Genomic DNA, 15,589 nt, shown 5'->3' on the forward strand with positions numbered 1-15,589 from the left:
GAGCAACTCCGGTCGACAAACAGGCTCCCGAGCCACTCCAGTGTAGGTGTCCAGTGCGCTCGCAAGGCTGTCGTCATCCATACAGCCCATCATCTGACGCGATCACCCCACGACGCAAGGTGGCCCGGAAACAGCGCTTACCTTCAGGACACGGTTACGAATGATACTCACCGCGGCGATGAGTGCCAGAACGCAAGCATCGCAGTCGAAACCGCGGAAGCCCGAGAGAAATTCAAACGGTTCCGCGGCAAATAAGCGAACGGTCGAGCCCTATCAGCCTGCCTGCTTTGCGGTGGATTCCAGCTGAGCGATTCGCTCGGCGCAAACCGATTCCACCACCTTTGCCAGTATTGTGACGCGTTCGCCGAGCCAGGAAAGCTCATCCTCGGAGATCCGATAATGCTTCGAGTAGCGCGCCTTGATGTAAGCTTCCTTGAGCTTCTCAAAACGTGACCGATCGAGCTTCGCCTCTCGCGGCCACACTTCTGCTAGCCGGGGATCGATCCGCTCGGCCTGCGTTCGCAGGAACGCGAGGTTGTGAACATGTGGCGTGTAGAAATTGCAGACTAGCAAAGCGCAATGGTAGAAACGCTCGGTAGCCTGATGCAGATCAAACGCGGCTTTCTTAAGATCACGATCATCAACGGCGTGACGAAACCCCCGTACGAAACTCTCCGCGCTGGGCAACCACTCGTCAAAATACTCCCGTGCCATCTCCAGCGCCGCATGCGGCGTCTTCGGCTGCGGCTCGGCAAGCTCACTGTCCTCGGCTTCGTACAACGCAATCCCGTCGCGCGCGACGTCCATGAAGAAATATCTCCCCTGCGACAGCCCGGAGTTCACTTCGTCCAGACTGTGCACAATGAAGTTCACCGGCGTCCGCAGCGTCTTCGTCACCGACAGTTCGCGAATGAGCCGGTCGTCGAGCTTCGACCAATAGTCGGCCCGATCGGTGAGCCGCTTGTCGTTGACGATTATCAGCACGTCATAGTCCGACTGGTAGCCCTTGGCGGTGTGCGGCTCGTCGACCCACCCTCCCCGCGCATAGCTGCCGTAGAGAATGATCTTCGAGATGCGGCCCTTCTTCTTCCAGCCCTGCGTCGCGAGCGCCAGCGCATCCTCGAATTCTTCGAAGACGATCTCGACGACGCGCTCGAGTTCGCGCTGCTTGTGCGGGGGAAGATGGTCGATACCGCTTTTCATCGTCGTCACCCTATCAAGGCGGCGGCTTCCGCGCACCAGCTATTGCAGCCAGTGCGAGGATAAGCCGCGTGTTTCTTGCACGCCGTCAGTCGGCGGGATTCCAGAGCAGCGCGTAAGCGTCGGGATTGTCCTGCCCCGCCGCGCGGGCAAGGTTCGCATAAAGGCGTCGCTGCCCGAACTCGGGGGCTTCGAGCGCCAGCGACACATAGCGCCGCTCGGACACTGCTGCGAGGCGGACCCATCCCGCGCCGATCTCGACTTCGTCGGAGTAGACGCGGTAGTCGGGCTGCACCTCGCTCCCCTTGCCGCGATTGATGCGAATTTCGATCGGCACCCGGATCGAGAGGGTGCGAAGTTCGCCGACAAAGCCCTTCTCGATCGTGCCGCTGACGAAGCCGATGGCTCCCATGATGTGTCTCCTGCCCTTGCCCGCGAGCCCGTCCCGCGGCGCAGAAAGGCAGCCGGGGCGCCGCCAGGCGCCGGCGCACCCAGAGGGCCGCAACGGCAGTGGAGGACGGGCGAAGCCCGTTGCGCCGGGGCCGCGCCCCGGCAGACGCCTCAAGCGCGGGTCGGGATCGCGGCTGGCCGCGGGGAAACGGCGACGCCCGGTGCCCCTGGCCGTAAGAAGGTGCCGATCAAGCGATCGACCCTGGAAAAGTTCGAAATCAAACCGCCTGCGGCGAAGACGCTCAAGCGTCCCCGAGACAGAATTACGATCTCGAACCGGACCAATGGTGCGCGCCGCCGTCGCGCCAGCCCAGCGAAATTCCGATCAGCACGAGGATCGCCGCGATCGCTGCCGCCACCGCGACGGCAGCCGCCTCCTGTCCGCCGGCTGCAAAGATTGCTGCCAGCGCCCAGAGGAAGACGAGTGCGAAGGGCGGATTACCCTTGCCCCGCGCAAGGGCCGCGGCCGCGATCAGACCGCCGACGACGATAATCGCGGCGGAGATGAGCGGCGCGACATCGGGCGCAGCGTCGACGCCATAGTAGCGCAAAGTGGCGGCGACATTGACGATCGACGCCGCCGTCAACCAGGAAGCGAGCGCCGACAGCGGCAGGATGGCGCCCCAGCGCTCGGCCGCCGAAAAGGGCGCCGTCCAGGCAGCGATACGGCGATAGGCGATGAGGATCGAGACAAGCGAGCCGAAAATGATGAGGGTCGATACCGCGTCGATGTCGCCTAGCTGCACCCAAGTGGCCCAGAGCGCATTGCCGAGAAAAGCACCGGCTGCCGGCCAGCGCAGCGCGGCGAACAAGGTGCTATCGCGCCCGGCCGACGTAAACTGGAGAAGCGAGAAAACCAGAGATCCCAGATAAAGCGCTCCCCAGATCGAGAAGGCCCAGCCCGCGGGCGTTATCAGCGTCTGCACGGCGTCCGAACGCTCGCCGACCGGCGTGCCGATCCCCATCACGGGCAAGAGGGCAGCTCCGATCTGCGCCAGCGCACAGATAAGGACGATGAAACGCGCCGGATCGGCGGCGGGTGCGGGGGTTGCGATGGTCTGGGTCATGCAGCTCTAACCGGCGTCGCACAACTTTGTTCCGCTACTTGGGCCGGTCAAAATTGAGAGGCATCCGGACCGCCTGCGGACATCCGGCTTTACGATCCTCCCGCCAGGCGGCTTCGGCCAGTGGCGGCGCGGCTATGCTTCGATCGGCGAGCCGCTGTCCGGAAGAGCATAACCCGCCGCGGTAGCGCCTTCCGGGGCGACGCCGTCGACCTCGACAAGATCGTCGCCGACGAGCGTGCCCGTGATGCGCACGCGCTTCTCGACATGGTCGACGGGGGTGCGGCGAAGGTCGAGCCGCCAGCGGCCGCCGAGGTCGCGGCGAAGCGCGAAGCCGCCAGCCACCCGCAGCAGCATTCCCGACTCGTCGATGCGTGATCCGATTCCCGCCATGGCTACGCCTTAACCGAGCCGCGCCGGACTCGCCAGCCACGAGCAAGGTTTGAGACGCCCGCCCTGCGAACCGCTCCCCTCGACCATCGACCTTCGGCCCGCACCTTCGATCCTCGACCCACGAAGCGCGCGAACCTCGCGCGATCCCGCCGCGCGCAAGATGCTGGTCATGCGGGAAGCTCGAGAGTGCAGCAGACACCCTCGGGCCTGAATTCGATCGCGGCGCTGCCGCCCTGCCCGCGGAGCGCCCGTTCGAGCATCCGCGTGCCGAACCCCGTACGCGCGGGAGGCGCGACGGGGGGACCGCCCTGCTCGCTCCAGCGCAGGCGGAGCCGATCCCGGCCGCTCTCGTTCACCATGTCCCACTCGACCGCGACCGTGCCGGCATCGCCCGACAGCGCTCCATATTTGACCGCATTGGTCCCTAGTTCGTGCAGCACCATCGCCGCGAGCAGCGCCCTTGAAGCCGGCACCTCGGCGTCCGGCCCCGCGAGGCTGATGCGGCCTGGCTTCATCTTGTCGAAGGCGTGGAGCGCGCGCTCGATCATTTCACCGGCCGATACGGTGCCCCAGTGGCGCTCGGTGAGGAGGTCGTGCGCGTCGGAGAGGGCGCGGACGCGCGCCTCGAACGACTGGCGCTCGGCGGCCGGCGTCTCGCGAAACGTCTGCGCGGCGATCGCCTGGACCATCGCGAGCGTGTTCTTCACCCGGTGGCGCATTTCGGCGAGAGTGAGCTGGAGCTCCTCTTCGGCCTTCACGCGCGCCGCGATCTCGACGCGCGCCGCCTCGTGAAGATGGGCGTTGTCCATCGCCACCGCCGCCTGCGCAGCCACGGCCTCGACAAGCTCCTCGACCTCGGCATTGAACATGGCGGGCTCGTCATGGCCAAAGAAAAGACCGCCGAGCACCGCGCCCGAGCGCGAGATGACGGGAACCGCGAGATAGCTCACGACGGGCAGATGCCCCTCCGGCATGCCGTGGTGCGGCGCGCTCAGGCCGTAGCGCGGATCCTTGCGGATATCGTCCGACCGGATCGTCCCCGCTCCGCGGAACGTCGGGTCGAAGACGGCGGTATTGCGCGGCATGCCGAAGCGCTCGAACGCCTCGCGCGGGGCGCCGGATAGCGAGAAGAGCAGGTAACTTTCGCCCTCGTCGCCCAGCACATTGTAAAAGAAGGCCCCGAAGCGCGCACCGCTGAGCTCCGTCGCGATATCGGTCACCGCCTGGACGATCCGTTCGAGGTCGAGATCCTGCGATACGAGGAGGGCGGCGCGATTGAGGTGGGTCAGCCGCTCGGCCTGGCGGGCGAGCTGCGCCTCGACCGCCTTTCGTTCCGAGATGTCGCGCGCGATCTTCGAAGCGCCGATGATCGTGCCGTCGGCGCGGCGCACCGGCGACACGGTGATCGAGAGATCGACGAGGCTGCCGTCCTTGCGCCGCCGGACCGTCTCGAAAGGCGGAACGCGCTCGCCAGCGCGAATGCGCTCGATGATCGCGGTTTCTTCGCTGCGGCGTTCCTCGGGGATGAGGGTGAGGATCGAGCGGCCGACGATCTCGTCGGCACAATAGCCGAACATGCGTTCGGCCGCGGGATTCCAGCTGGTGATGATACCATCGAGCGTTTTACTGATGATCGCATCGTCCGAGCCCTCGACGAGAGCCGCGAGGTGCGCGGCACTTTCGCGCACGGCTAAGCCCCCTTGCGCCGCTTCGTCCTCGATCAGCGTCTCACGCATATGTCATGGTCCCTGCCCCTCCGATGGCCCCGGCGTTCCCGAAACTGGAATTCGCCATCGCAAAGAAACCCTTGAGTGGTTGATGCGTTCCGCCGAGACTGCCATGCGCCCAGCCGTGACGCCGAGCGACCTCTCAACTTCGATCCATGTTTCAGGGCGAAAGTCATCAGCGTGCCAAACCCGTCCCCCGCCCCTCTCTGCACGGCGATCGTCGCCGAAGACGAATGGCTCGTCCGCATCGACGTCGTCGAGGCGCTCGAGGCAGCCGGGTTCGCGGCTCGCGAGGTCGAAAGCGCCGAGGATGCGCTCCTCCTGATCGGCGAGGAGCGACCGCATATTCTCGTGACCGATATCCGGCTTGCCGGCGCTCTCGACGGATGGAGCCTCGCGGAAGCCTATCGCGACGCTCATCCGGGCGGCGGCGTCGTCTATGCCTCGGCCAATGTGCCGCTTGCCGATCGACAGGTCGAGGGCAGCTTCTTCTTCTCGAAACCCGTGCTGATGAGCGCGCTCGTCGATGCATGCCTCGGCCTCTGCGCCGGGCAGGACGGCCGGCCCGCCTGAGGCGGGCAAGCGGGCATTATCCACCTGCCCCGCATCCATCGCGCCCGTCACCTCCGCAGCGCGAGTCAGGCGGCGGCGGCGCCTGGCTGAGCAGAGGGCCCCGCGGTGCCTTGGGATGGGGGAGGCCGTGCAGCTTCCAGAGATTGGCTTCGGTCTTGCTCATGCGAACGAGAAGCTGCTCGCCGTCCCATAGTTCGACCTCGGCACTGCCGCGATCGTTGAGCGCGAACTGAAACGCCTGATAGGCGTCGGGCGCGCGAAATTCGACGCGGCGCGGCTCGCGCGCATCCTCGCCATGAAAAAGAAGATGAAAAAGGCGCATGACATGCTCCGTTCCTGTTCCGGAGCAAGCACGACCCTGCTCTTAGCACCCGACAATCGGCAGGCCTCATGTAAGGACGGGCCGCAAAATGAGGCAGCGGCAAGACACGCCGACGAGGGTGGGACTCAGCCACTTCTGCATAGCAGATTTGGCACCCCAAGGCGCGAAAATCGTGATGATCGAGATCAATCCTGCACGCGGTGCGGCGGGCTGGGCCCCATCCGCCCGTCGCGTCGCCAGATCCATCGAGGCAGGTTTTGCCCAACAACCATGTGGGCCGAACGCGCCCGGCCGAGCAGCTTTCGTGCATCCGTCGAAGCGATAGCCTGCCCCGTGCCCTTCAGTGCTGGTCCGCCATTACATGCCCTTCGACACGGCGCAGCCAGTTGTGAAGCCGCGTCGCAGCCGCCGCGCCATGGCCCGTCGCGGTGCTGATCTGGTCGAGCCCGGCGAGAACATCGCCGGCGCCATAGACGCCGGGCATCAAGGGCTCGGCAAAGGCATCGGCCGGCAGGCAGCGATTGGCGTCGCCTTGGAGACCGAGCCCCGCCAGCAATTCGCTGCGCGGTTCGGACCCGAGCGCCGGATAGAGGGTGTCGAAGAGAAGCGCGTCCTCTGCACCCTCCAGCTGCACCGCGATGCGTCTGTCCCGGTGCGCGAGGCGAAGCAGCTGCCGCTCCTCGATCCGCACGTCGCTTGCCAGAAGTTCGGCGCGCTGCGCGGGCGTGAGCTCGACCTGCCACCTGGGGATGAGGGTCACATCGTCGGTATATTGCCTCAGGAACATCGCCTCTGCGGCGCCATGAAGGTCCGACCCGAGTACGGCGATCTTGCGCCCGCGATGCTCAAATCCGTCGCAGATCGGGCAGTAGCGCAGCGCGCCGCTCCGGACGGCGGCGTCATGGTCGCCGCTGGCAAGCACCGCCTCGTTGGTGATGACGCCCGTCGCGAGAATGAGCCCGCGCGCCGACAGGCGGCGGCCGTCCTCGAGCCGCGCCGCGAAGGGGGCACCGCCGGCGCCTGCGGACAGACAGTCGACACGCGCCAATTCGATTTCGGCACCGTATCGCCCGGCCTGATCGGTGAGCCGCGCGACGAGATCGGCTCCCGATATCCCGTCCGGAAATCCGGGCACATTCCAGGCCATCGGCGCGCCAAGCGCGCGCGATCGTCCGTCATGGAGCACGAGGGTGCGGCGGCGATAGCGCGCAAGATAGAGAGCAGCGGTGAGCCCTCCGGGTCCGGCGCCGATGACGAGCGCATCATAAGCGGGCTCGCCTGAGGGGTCGCGGCCAGCGGGCATGCGCGCTCCCGTTCCGGCCCCACCCTTCATCCCTGCTGCGGCCTGATGTCGAAGGCGGCGATGCGATCGTCCCCGCTGAGCGCCGCCGCCAGCGCATCGGCACATTCCTCGCCATAGCCTGCGGCGATCGCGGTAAAGCCGGGTGCGCCGCCGGCGCGGCGCTGTTCGACGGTGATCGCCTTGAGGCCATGTTCCCCGAGCAAGGCGATGACCTCGGCCGAGGCGATGCTCGTGCCCGCCCGATAATCGAGCGTGACATGCGCGATACGCCGCTGCGGCGCGTGGCGCTCGGTCCAGGTGACGGCAGCGAGCACGAGGAAGGTCGCGACGCCGCCGAAGATGGCGAGTTCGTAGAAGCCCACCCCGAACAGGATGCCGAGCGTCGCGGTCATCCAGAGCGACGCGGCGGTGGTAAGCCCGCGGACGTTGAGCCCCTCGCGAAAGATCACGCCGCCGCACAGGAAGCCGATCCCGGTGAGCACGCCATGCGCCATGCGCACCGGGTCGATGCGCACGACCTCGGTCGGCGTGTCGGTGAGCCATTCCATCTGGTGGACGGCCGACAGCATGAGGAGGCAGCAGGACAGCGCGACGAGGATATGGGTGCGCAGGCCCGCCGGGCTCGCGCGATATTCGCGCTCGCCGCCGATGATCGCGCCGGCGATGACCGCGCCCGCGATCGGCAGCAGGAGATCGGGATCGAGGAGATCGAGCTCAGACACCGCGCATCAGCCCCGGGACGAGCGGCAGCAGCTCGCGCGCAAGATAGCCGAGCGGCCCCATGGTTTCGCCGAGCCGCCGCCCCGCTTCGCCGTGCAGCCAGATGCCCCAGGCGGACGCCTGCAGGGGCGAGAGGCCTTGCGCACCGAGCCCGGCGATGAGGCCCGCCAGCACGTCGCCCGAGCCGCTGACGGCAAGGCCGAGCCCGCCGCCCGCATAAGCTAGGCAGCTCCCCTCGGCGATCAGGTGGCTGGTCGCGCCCTTGACCATCACCGCCGCGCCGAACCGGTCGGCGGCCTTGCCGAGCGACGCGAGCGGGTCGCTCGCGACCTCCTCCTTCGCTACATCGAGCATCGCGGCAAGTTCGCCTTCGTGCGGGGTGAGGATTGTGTGCGCGGCGCGCGCCCGGATCGCATCCGAATGCGCGGCCGCCGCGCGCAGCGCGACGGCGTCGAGGAGGAGGAAGATGTCCTCGGGCAGCGCCGGCAGCAGGGCTTCGAGCAGGGTCCGGACGATGTCGGCGTCGATCATCGCGGGTCCAAAGACGACGGCGTCGTGCAGCGCCACCTCGGCGAGCAGCAGTTCGGCCGCCTCGGGCGCAATCTCGCCCGCTTCGGTTTCGGGGAGCGCGACGACGGCGCAGGCCGGAAAGGCGATGCCGATCGGGATCGCGGCCGAGGCGATCGTCGCGATCGTCACCTTGCCCGCCCCGGCGCGGAACGCCGCCTCGGCGGTAAGCAGCATGCCGCCTGGCACCCGGCGGCAACCGCCGATCACGAGCACCCGGCCGCGGCCGTTCTTGTCGACATTGTCATGATGATCGGGAAGCGGATGCGCCTTGAGCCAGGCGGTGTCGAGCGGGGTTGCCTCAGCCACGCGCGGCCACCATCGCATCGGGTTCGCGGGTGACCGGGACTTCGCCCTCCATCGGCGCAGTCACATTGTAGCGCGACAGGACGAGGTTGCCGTCGCGGCCCACGTCAGCGTCGAAGCGATATTCGGTGATCGCGCAATTGGCGACGTCGCCCTCGCTGTCGATTGCCAATATCTCGGCCTCTCCCAGATTTTCGATAATGGTGCGCAGGCAAAGGACGACGACCTGGTGCGCGACGATCATCACGCGCCGCCCGCCATAATGGAGCGAGACGGTGTCGAGGAGCGAGCGGAGGCGCAGAATCACGTCGCACCAGCTTTCGCCGCCCGGCGGGCGGTGATAGAATTTGCCGAGCGCCAGCCGGAATTCGGCCTGATCGGGATGCGCCGCCTCGATGCCGCGGCGCGTGAGGCCGTCGAGGATGCCGAACTCCTTCTCGCGCAGCCGCTCGTCGATGCAGATTTTCTCCTCGGCCGCGCAGCCTCCCGCGCTGCGGAAGATTTCGGCGGTCTGCACGGCCCGCACATAGGGCGAGGCGAGCATGATCTCGGGGCGGCCGTCTTCCTCGCCCGCGGCGAACCAGGCGCCGAGCGCCTGTGCCTGTTGCTCGCCCAGCGCCGAGAGGGGCACATCGACATCGCGGTGGTCGAGCGCGATGCGCAGGTCACCCGCCGCGTCGGCGGCATCGCGCGCGACATTGCCCGCGCTCTGGCCGTGGCGAACCACCCAGAGCACCGAAGGCCAGCGCGGGGTCATCGAATGGTCTTCCTCGTCATCGAGACGCTAACGCCTCCAAAGCCGAACTCGTTGCGTTAGGCTCGCGGGTCGCCCAGCGAGCGGCCCCGACCTTGCCGCGGCCGCGGCATGCCGAAAACGACGGCCCGCCATCCGTCCCCGCCACGCCCGCTCCCGCCGTGCTCGTCGCCCCGCCTTTGACATTTTGCCCGCGAGGTAGGTCGGGGAGAGGTGCCCGCAGGAACTTCGAGAGGCCTCAGGCGATTGGGATACTTTGTCGGCTCAGCGTCGGCGACAGCGAACAGAGGAGACAATCATGAAGAAACTCGTCGCCTTCGATCTCGATGGAACCCTGGCGGAAAGCAAGCAGCCGCTCGCCCCTGAGATGGGCGCGGCGATCGCGAAGCTCCTGGGCGTCGCCGAGGTCGCGGTGATTTCGGGCGGCGACTGGCCGCAATTCGACAAGCAGGTCGCGAGCCGACTTCCGGCAGACGCCGATCGGGGCCGGCTCTGGCTGATGCCGACGACGGGCACGAAGCTTTTCGTCCACCGCGGCGGCGGCTGGACGCCGCTTTATGCCGAGCTGTTCAGTGACGAGGAAAAGGCGCGCATCCTCGCCGCCTTCGACGCGTCGCTCGAGGCGACGGGGTTCGTTCCCGAGGAAGTCTGGGGCGATCGCATCGAGGACCGCGGCAGCCAGATCACCTTCTCGGCGCTCGGCCAGCAGGCGCCGATCGCCGCCAAGGAAGTCTGGGATCCCGACTTCGCGAAGCGGCGGATCATCCAGGCGGATCTCGGCGAGCGGCTCCCGGGCCTGTCGATCAACATGGGCGGCGCGACCTCGATCGACGTCACGCGCGAGGGCGTCGACAAGGGCTATGGCCTCAAAAAGCTGAGCGCCGAGAGCGGAATCGCGCTCGGCGACATGATCTTCATCGGCGACGCGATCTTTCCGGGCGGCAACGACTATCCGGCGAAGCTGCTCGGGCTCGACACGGTGCGCGTGCGCGACCCCAGTGAGACGATCGCGGTGATCGAGGCGATCGTCGCCTGCCTCGGTTGAAGGTGCGTCAGGCGACCGCGAGCCGCGCCACGCGGCAGGCCTCTTTTGGCCGCACCGGCGCCGCGCCGCCGGCCACCCGAACGCATGATGAGGCCGGCGACGCCCCAAACGCGCCTGCCCGCCCCGCTGCCGCGCGGCCGTGCCGTCCCGAAAGGCGGCCGGAACGCGCACGGCGCCCCGGACCGTTGCCGCACGCCAAAAGCGTATAACTTCGATCAACCCGGCTCCTCTTTCACGCAACAAGCCGGACAAGCGCGGGGTTTCCATATTGGCCCGCCTCGGGCCGCATGGAAAGGATGCGTCATGGCACAGAATGACAAGAAAGACGGCAAGCAGCAGGGCAGCTCGTCCGGCAAGGGCAGCCAGCAGCAGCAGGACGGCGGCAAGAGCCAGTCGGGAGACGACAAGCAGTCGGGCAGCAAGGACCAGGGCAAACAGCGCAGCTGACCTTCGCCCCCGCTTTCCGGGTGAAAGACCGGGCCGCGCGCGCCGCGGCCCGGTCTTGCATGCGGAAAAGCCGCGAGGCCGAAGCGCAGAAGATCATTTGAGGAGAGACGAGATGAAGACATGGATTGGAGCCGCGGCGATCGCCGCGATCGTCGCGGGATGCGGCGGACCCGATACGCGCGACGAGGAGCAAGCCGCCGCGTCTGCTGACACGGCCGTTGTGGCACCCGAGCCCGGTCCGGCCGCCGCAACGCCGGCGCAAGCAGTCAGCACGGCCGATTATATCGCGCAGGCGGGTGCCGGCGACCTCTGGGAGATCGAATCGTCGAAAGCCCTGCTCGCCAAATCGAAAGATGCAAAGGTCAGGGCCTTTGCCGAGATGATGATCGACAATCACGGAAAATCGACCGCGAAAGTGAAGGCGGCCGCCGCGAGCGCCGGGGTCCAGGCGCCGGCACCGACACTTGCTCCCGAGCAGGAGAAGATGCTGGCGGACATCAAGGCCGCCGATGCCGCGGGTATCGACAAAATCTATCTCGACCACCAGAAGACCGCGCATGGTGCGGCACTGGCGCTGCACCAAGGCTATGCCGCCTCGGGCGAGGCGGTCGCACTTAAGCAGGCGGCAGCAGAGATTGTGCCGGTGGTGGAAGCGCACCGAGCGGAACTCGGCAAGCTGGCAACCTGACAGAGGCTCGGAACAGGCATTTCAAAGCCGCCGCGCGCTTTTGCGCGGCGGCTTTCGGTTGCCGCCCCTGATCCTGCCCGGCAACACCGCGCGGCTTCCTTTTACCCTTGCCGCACCTTCTCAGTTCAGGAGCATTCATGACAGACCGGATCGCGCCCCGCAGCGGCGTCGCCTTCACGCTTCCCAAGGACACGATTCTCTGCGTGACCGACCCCGATGGCGGCCAGGTCGGCGACCTTCTTGCGTTTCGCGCGGCGGATCCCCGCGAAGCGATCTCGAACGGGCGAACGTTCGACTATGAAGAGACGATCCGGCTGACGACCGGCAACCGCTTGTGGTCGAACCGGTCAAACGCATTGCTCGAGATCGTCGAGGACAGCTGCGGGGTGCATGATTTTCTGCTGACGCCATGCAGCGAGGCGACCTTTCGCCATTTCTACGCCGACAAGCCCGTTCATCGCGGCTGCTTCGGCAATCTGGTCGAAGCGCTCGAGCCATATGGGATTGCTGCCGACGCCATTCCCGTCGCGTTCAACCTGTTCATGAATGTGCCGGTCGGCAGCGAAGGCAAGATCCGCGTCCTTCCGCCGACGACGAAGGCCGGTGACTTCATACGGCTTCGCGCGCTCGACGACCTGATCGTCGGGCTCACCGCCTGCTCGGCCTACGACAGCTGCGGCGGCAGCTTCAAGCCGATCGACTACCGGATCGAGTGAACCGGCGGGTACAGCGCTGCCACAGCGATTGCGCCGCGCCTCCCGACCGCCGCGAGGGCCTAACGGCTCCCGCCGACCGGCGCGTCCGCCCCCTTGCCGGGCGGGGGCGTATCGGGTTCGGCGGCGCGCCCGCCGCCTCCCTGCGGGTCGCTGTCATAATCCTCGGCATTGCCTTTGCCGCCGGCACCCGCGCCGCTTCCGCTGACAGGACCGCTGCCGGGGCTGCGCCGATGGCCGCGGTTGGCGGCGCCCGATACGTCGCCGGCCTCGCGCTCCCCGGCGGGATAGCGGTCGGGCGTCGTCGCTCCGACATTCTCCCGGCGTTCCACGGGCTCTTGCGGCAGCGACCCGTCCCCGGCGGAGCCCCCATCCCTGCTGTCATTGCGATTGTTCATGATCGTCTCCTCTTTACCAAATGAGGCCGGATCGGCCAGATCAGCCTTGCGTCCCCGACCCCGGCTCGGCCAGCTTCCGGTGCATCTCGGCTGTCGCCGCTTCGCTGAGAACGCCCGAGGCGAGGACCTGCGCCTTGTTCTTGAGCCCGTGAACGACCGCATGCTCTCCTGCGAGGAGCGCATCCCATCCGGTTTTCGCCACATCGGCGGGATCGTCTTTTTCCGATTGCCCGACCTTCGTGTCGAGCATGCCGGCCCGCTCGAAAAAGCGCGTCTCAGTCGCGCCGGGTTTGAGACAGGTGATAGTGACGCCGCTGTCCTTCAATTCGTTGCCGATCGCCGCGGCGAAACTGTCGACGAAGGCCTTGGTGCCGTTATACACCGCCTGAAAAGAGCCGGCGAGATGACCGGCGATCGAGCCGGTGATCAGCACCTTGCCTTCGCCGCGCGCGACCATCGCCCTCAGGACCGGCTGGAGCAGCAACAGCGTGCCGGTGATATTGGTGTCGATGACGTGACGCCACGCGTCGACGGGCTGGTCTAGAAAACCGTGGCCGAGGCCGTGACCCGCGTTGGCGACGAGAATGTCGATCGGCCTGCCGCCCGCAGCGGCGAGAAGACGTTCGACCCCGGCAACGGTCGCGAGGTCGGCTTCGACCGCCTCGACCTCGACGCCCTTGGCAAGGAGGCCCGCGGCAGCATCGACGAGCGGCTCGTCGGCCGCGACGATGAGGTCGTAACCATCCTTCGCGGCGAGTATGGCGATCTCTCGGCCGATGCCGCTCGAGGCGCCGGTGACGATAGCGAGTTTGCGATCAGGCATGTTCCATCTCCTGTCGGGCCGAGACGGCCCCTTTTGCGAGGCCGGGCTTGAGCACGATCTTCGTGTAGAGGTCCTGCTCGTCGTGCCAGTGCCGGTACATGTCGGCGGCGTCCTCGAGCGATGCGTGATGCGAAATGAGCGAGACGGTGTCGAACTTGCCGGCCTGGATCATGTCGAGAAGCTCGCCCGAATAGCGCTGAACATGCGTCTGACCGCTCTTGACGGTGAGGCCTTTCTCCATGAGCTGGCCGAGCGGGAATTTGTCGGCGAACCCGCCGTAAACCCCGGGAATCGAAAGGCGGCCGCCCTTGCGGCACGCAAGGATCGCCTGGCGCAAGGCGTGGATGCGCTCGGTGGACGAGAGCAGCTTGACCTTCACCTGGTCGAGGATGTTGTCGACCGTGAACCCGTGGCTCTCCATGCCGACGCAGTCGATGCAGGCGTCAGGCCCGATGCCGCCGGTCATTTCGGCGAGCGCCTCGCGGACATCGACCTTCGTATAGTCGAGGATCTCTGCACCATATTTCTTCGCGAGCGCGAGGCGCGTCGGAAAGTGATCGATCGCGATCACGCGCCCGGCGCCCAGCAGCAGCGCCGACTGGATCGTGAACAGGCCGACGGGGCCGCAGCCCCACACCGCGACGGTGTCGCCGGGCTCGATGTCGGCGTTGACCGCCGCCTGCCAACCCGTCGGCAAGATGTCCGAGAGGAAGAGCACGTCGTCGTCAGCAAGGCCGTCGGGAATGACCACCGGCCCGACATCCGAATAGGGAATGCGGACATATTCGGCCTGCCCGCCGGCGTAGCCGCCGGTGAGATGCGCATAGCCGAACGCCCCGCCCATCGCATGACCCATCATCAGCTCGGATGCATCGCGCGTCTCGGACGGATTGCTGTTGTCGCAGGCGCTATATTGCTGCTTCTCGCAGAAGAAGCATTGGCCGCAGCTGATCGTGAAGGGAATGACGACGCGCTGGCCGCGCTTCAGCGTCGAGGCGGCGCCAGTCTCGATGACTTCGCCCATGAATTCGTGCCCGACGATATCGCCGGCGCGCATGCCCGGAATATAACCGTCGTAAAGATGAAGGTCCGAGCCGCAGATCGCGGTCGAGGTCACGCGAATGATCGCATCGCGCGGGTTGACGATTTCGGGATCGGGAACGGTTTCGACACTGATCTTGTGGCGTCCCTGCCAGGTAACGGCGCGCATGGCCTTCTCCTTGATGTGATTTTGCTGCGGTTCGGCGTTCAGATGTGCGGCTCGGCAGGGCTCTCGGCGCCTCGCGCGGAGGGCGAGGCATTGGTCGTCACTTCGCCGGTTTCCATGAGCTGCTTGAAACGGTGAAGGTCGCGCCGCGCCTGCACTTCGGGCTCGCGCTGAAGGAGCTTGGCGGCGAGGCGCCCGACCTTCCCGGCGGGCGGGTCATAGGCGAGGATCAGGCTGACATAGGTGCCTCGCCCCGCCGGCGCGTCGGTGAAGCGCACGTCGCCGCTGTTCGCGATGTCGGAGGCCGGCGTACTTTGCCAATAGATCGATGTGTCCTCGACGCGCTCGGTGATGCGGTTGACCAGTGTCACCTCGCGCCCGGCGGGCGCCTTGATCGTCCACTGCGAGACATCGTCGCCGAGGTCGTCGACCGCGACCACATTCTCCATGAAGTCGGGAAAGCGTTCGGGCGTCCACGCCGCATAGAGCTCGGCGCGGGGGCGATTGATCAGCACCGACTTGCCGAACATCGCGCGGGAGGAGGCTTTGTCGAGCGTCCAATGCGGCGCGTCGGTCGCGATTGCTTCTTCTTGCCCTCGGCTCTTGCGGTGCCGACGGCGCTGCCAGAGCGCCGCGCCGGTTGCGAGCACGGCGATGCCCGCGCCCGCGGCGGCGAGAATCAACGGATCGGGAAGGTCATTCTTGGATCTGGACATGGATCATCTCCCGCCCGGGCAGAGGCCGGGCGTCATCTGGGGAGCGTCGGCGGGGCCGGCGCCGGTCGGGGGAAGCGGCCCCGGCTTCGGGGCGATGAACGACTGACGCCCGTCCGCTGCGATCGTTCCGCGGTTCGAGGATTAAATCGGCGCTCCGAGCGCCCAGCGAGACA

19 protein-coding genes are annotated in these 15,589 nt (G+C 66.8%); 5 read left to right on the top strand and 14 right to left on the bottom strand.

What is annotated here, in order from left to right:
• Positions 1–273: 273 nt before the first annotated feature.
• The 5 genes from VGN62_RS14360 to VGN62_RS14380 form a co-directional block, all read right to left on the bottom strand.
• Positions 274–1,203, bottom strand: coding sequence for a HEPN domain-containing protein (locus tag VGN62_RS14360; RefSeq protein ID WP_327455042.1), 930 nt, complete (start codon positions 1,201–1,203; stop codon positions 274–276).
• 85 nt (positions 1,204–1,288) lie between these two features.
• Entirely contained in the window at positions 1,289–1,612 is a 324-nt protein-coding gene (locus tag VGN62_RS14365) for a DUF736 domain-containing protein (protein ID WP_327455044.1), read from the bottom strand.
• Positions 1,613–1,913: 301 nt separating this feature from the next.
• Positions 1,914–2,717, bottom strand: coding sequence for a hypothetical protein (locus VGN62_RS14370; protein ID WP_327455046.1), 804 nt, complete (start codon positions 2,715–2,717; stop codon positions 1,914–1,916).
• 132 nt (positions 2,718–2,849) lie between these two features.
• On the bottom strand, positions 2,850–3,107 hold the full coding sequence (locus VGN62_RS14375) for a DUF5818 domain-containing protein (protein ID WP_327455048.1): 258 nt from the start codon (positions 3,105–3,107) through the stop codon (positions 2,850–2,852).
• Between the two features lie 167 nt (positions 3,108–3,274).
• Entirely contained in the window at positions 3,275–4,843 is a 1,569-nt protein-coding gene (locus VGN62_RS14380; protein WP_327455050.1) for a PAS domain S-box protein, read from the bottom strand.
• Positions 4,844–5,014: 171 nt separating this feature from the next.
• Between VGN62_RS14380 and VGN62_RS14385 the strand changes: the two genes are divergently transcribed.
• A complete protein-coding gene (locus VGN62_RS14385) occupies positions 5,015–5,407 on the top strand; it encodes a response regulator (protein ID WP_327455052.1) in 393 nt (130 codons plus the stop codon).
• A 16-nt stretch (positions 5,408–5,423) separates the two neighbouring features.
• Here VGN62_RS14385 and VGN62_RS14390 read toward each other — a convergent pair whose 3' ends face one another.
• The 5 genes from VGN62_RS14390 to VGN62_RS14410 all read right to left on the bottom strand — a co-directional run bounded on the left by VGN62_RS14390 (position 5,424) and on the right by VGN62_RS14410 (position 9,382).
• On the bottom strand, positions 5,424–5,729 hold the full coding sequence (locus tag VGN62_RS14390) for a hypothetical protein (protein ID WP_327455054.1): 306 nt from the start codon (positions 5,727–5,729) through the stop codon (positions 5,424–5,426).
• Between the two features lie 340 nt (positions 5,730–6,069).
• Positions 6,070–7,032, bottom strand: a complete 963-nt coding sequence (locus tag VGN62_RS14395; RefSeq protein WP_327455056.1) for an NAD(P)/FAD-dependent oxidoreductase — start codon at positions 7,030–7,032, stop codon at positions 6,070–6,072.
• A gap of 26 nt (positions 7,033–7,058) precedes the next feature.
• Positions 7,059–7,754 carry an MgtC/SapB family protein gene (locus VGN62_RS14400; protein WP_054728014.1) on the bottom strand — a complete coding sequence of 232 codons (696 nt, stop codon included), beginning with the start codon at positions 7,752–7,754 and terminating at the stop codon, positions 7,059–7,061.
• On the bottom strand, positions 7,747–8,628 hold the full coding sequence (locus tag VGN62_RS14405) for an NAD(P)H-hydrate dehydratase (RefSeq protein ID WP_327455061.1): 882 nt from the start codon (positions 8,626–8,628) through the stop codon (positions 7,747–7,749). Before VGN62_RS14405 ends, VGN62_RS14400 begins: the two co-directional genes overlap by 8 nt.
• Positions 8,621–9,382: a histidine phosphatase family protein gene (locus tag VGN62_RS14410; protein WP_327455063.1), complete on the bottom strand. Its 762-nt coding sequence runs from the start codon at positions 9,380–9,382 to the stop codon at positions 8,621–8,623. Before VGN62_RS14410 ends, VGN62_RS14405 begins: the two co-directional genes overlap by 8 nt.
• 295 nt (positions 9,383–9,677) lie before the next feature.
• Here VGN62_RS14410 and VGN62_RS14415 point away from each other — a divergent pair, with 295 nt between their 5' ends.
• The 4 genes from VGN62_RS14415 (at position 9,678) to VGN62_RS14430 (ending at position 12,275) form a co-directional block, all read left to right on the top strand.
• The gene (locus VGN62_RS14415; protein WP_327455065.1) at positions 9,678–10,424 is read left to right on the top strand and encodes an HAD-IIB family hydrolase; all 747 of its coding nucleotides are present in this window, start codon (positions 9,678–9,680) and stop codon (positions 10,422–10,424) included.
• Positions 10,425–10,727: 303 nt separating this feature from the next.
• Positions 10,728–10,871: a hypothetical protein gene (locus tag VGN62_RS14420; protein ID WP_327455067.1), complete on the top strand. Its 144-nt coding sequence runs from the start codon at positions 10,728–10,730 to the stop codon at positions 10,869–10,871.
• Between the two features lie 112 nt (positions 10,872–10,983).
• Positions 10,984–11,559: a DUF4142 domain-containing protein gene (locus tag VGN62_RS14425; RefSeq protein ID WP_327455069.1), complete on the top strand. Its 576-nt coding sequence runs from the start codon at positions 10,984–10,986 to the stop codon at positions 11,557–11,559.
• 137 nt (positions 11,560–11,696) lie between these two features.
• Positions 11,697–12,275: an urea carboxylase-associated family protein gene (locus tag VGN62_RS14430; RefSeq protein WP_327455071.1), complete on the top strand. Its 579-nt coding sequence runs from the start codon at positions 11,697–11,699 to the stop codon at positions 12,273–12,275.
• A 59-nt stretch (positions 12,276–12,334) separates the two neighbouring features.
• On the opposite strand, the gene VGN62_RS14435 is transcribed toward VGN62_RS14430, so the two are convergent.
• The 4 genes from VGN62_RS14435 to VGN62_RS14450 are packed head-to-tail and all read right to left on the bottom strand — an operon-like array spanning position 12,335 to position 15,416.
• Positions 12,335–12,670: a hypothetical protein gene (locus VGN62_RS14435; protein ID WP_327455073.1), complete on the bottom strand. Its 336-nt coding sequence runs from the start codon at positions 12,668–12,670 to the stop codon at positions 12,335–12,337.
• Positions 12,671–12,710: 40 nt separating this feature from the next.
• Positions 12,711–13,493 carry an SDR family NAD(P)-dependent oxidoreductase gene (locus VGN62_RS14440; RefSeq protein WP_327455075.1) on the bottom strand — a complete coding sequence of 261 codons (783 nt, stop codon included), beginning with the start codon at positions 13,491–13,493 and terminating at the stop codon, positions 12,711–12,713.
• Positions 13,486–14,703: a zinc-dependent alcohol dehydrogenase gene (locus VGN62_RS14445; RefSeq protein ID WP_327455077.1), complete on the bottom strand. Its 1,218-nt coding sequence runs from the start codon at positions 14,701–14,703 to the stop codon at positions 13,486–13,488. The genes VGN62_RS14440 and VGN62_RS14445 overlap by 8 nt, the downstream gene beginning before the upstream one ends.
• A 38-nt stretch (positions 14,704–14,741) precedes the next feature.
• A complete protein-coding gene (locus tag VGN62_RS14450) occupies positions 14,742–15,416 on the bottom strand; it encodes an SRPBCC family protein (protein ID WP_327455079.1) in 675 nt (224 codons plus the stop codon).
• Positions 15,417–15,589 lie beyond the last annotated feature (173 nt).

This window comes from Sphingopyxis sp. (assembly GCF_035998905.1).
In the GTDB taxonomy this organism is placed as follows: domain Bacteria; phylum Pseudomonadota; class Alphaproteobacteria; order Sphingomonadales; family Sphingomonadaceae; genus Sphingopyxis.

Coding starts and splice junctions, on each gene's coding strand:
- VGN62_RS14360 (WP_327455042.1), bottom strand. CDS start 1,203: ATGAAAAGCGGTATCGACCATCTTCCCCCGCACAAGCAGCGCGAACTC.
- VGN62_RS14365 (WP_327455044.1), bottom strand. CDS start 1,612: ATGGGAGCCATCGGCTTCGTCAGCGGCACGATCGAGAAGGGCTTTGTC.
- VGN62_RS14370 (WP_327455046.1), bottom strand. CDS start 2,717: ATGACCCAGACCATCGCAACCCCCGCACCCGCCGCCGATCCGGCGCGT.
- VGN62_RS14375 (WP_327455048.1), bottom strand. CDS start 3,107: ATGGCGGGAATCGGATCACGCATCGACGAGTCGGGAATGCTGCTGCGG.
- VGN62_RS14380 (WP_327455050.1), bottom strand. CDS start 4,843: ATGCGTGAGACGCTGATCGAGGACGAAGCGGCGCAAGGGGGCTTAGCC.
- VGN62_RS14390 (WP_327455054.1), bottom strand. CDS start 5,729: ATGCGCCTTTTTCATCTTCTTTTTCATGGCGAGGATGCGCGCGAGCCG.
- VGN62_RS14395 (WP_327455056.1), bottom strand. CDS start 7,032: ATGCCCGCTGGCCGCGACCCCTCAGGCGAGCCCGCTTATGATGCGCTC.
- VGN62_RS14410 (WP_327455063.1), bottom strand. CDS start 9,382: ATGACCCCGCGCTGGCCTTCGGTGCTCTGGGTGGTTCGCCACGGCCAG.
- VGN62_RS14415 (WP_327455065.1), top strand. CDS start 9,678: ATGAAGAAACTCGTCGCCTTCGATCTCGATGGAACCCTGGCGGAAAGC.
- VGN62_RS14420 (WP_327455067.1), top strand. CDS start 10,728: ATGGCACAGAATGACAAGAAAGACGGCAAGCAGCAGGGCAGCTCGTCC.
- VGN62_RS14425 (WP_327455069.1), top strand. CDS start 10,984: ATGAAGACATGGATTGGAGCCGCGGCGATCGCCGCGATCGTCGCGGGA.
- VGN62_RS14430 (WP_327455071.1), top strand. CDS start 11,697: ATGACAGACCGGATCGCGCCCCGCAGCGGCGTCGCCTTCACGCTTCCC.
- VGN62_RS14435 (WP_327455073.1), bottom strand. CDS start 12,670: ATGAACAATCGCAATGACAGCAGGGATGGGGGCTCCGCCGGGGACGGG.
- VGN62_RS14440 (WP_327455075.1), bottom strand. CDS start 13,493: ATGCCTGATCGCAAACTCGCTATCGTCACCGGCGCCTCGAGCGGCATC.
- VGN62_RS14445 (WP_327455077.1), bottom strand. CDS start 14,703: ATGCGCGCCGTTACCTGGCAGGGACGCCACAAGATCAGTGTCGAAACC.
- VGN62_RS14450 (WP_327455079.1), bottom strand. CDS start 15,416: ATGTCCAGATCCAAGAATGACCTTCCCGATCCGTTGATTCTCGCCGCC.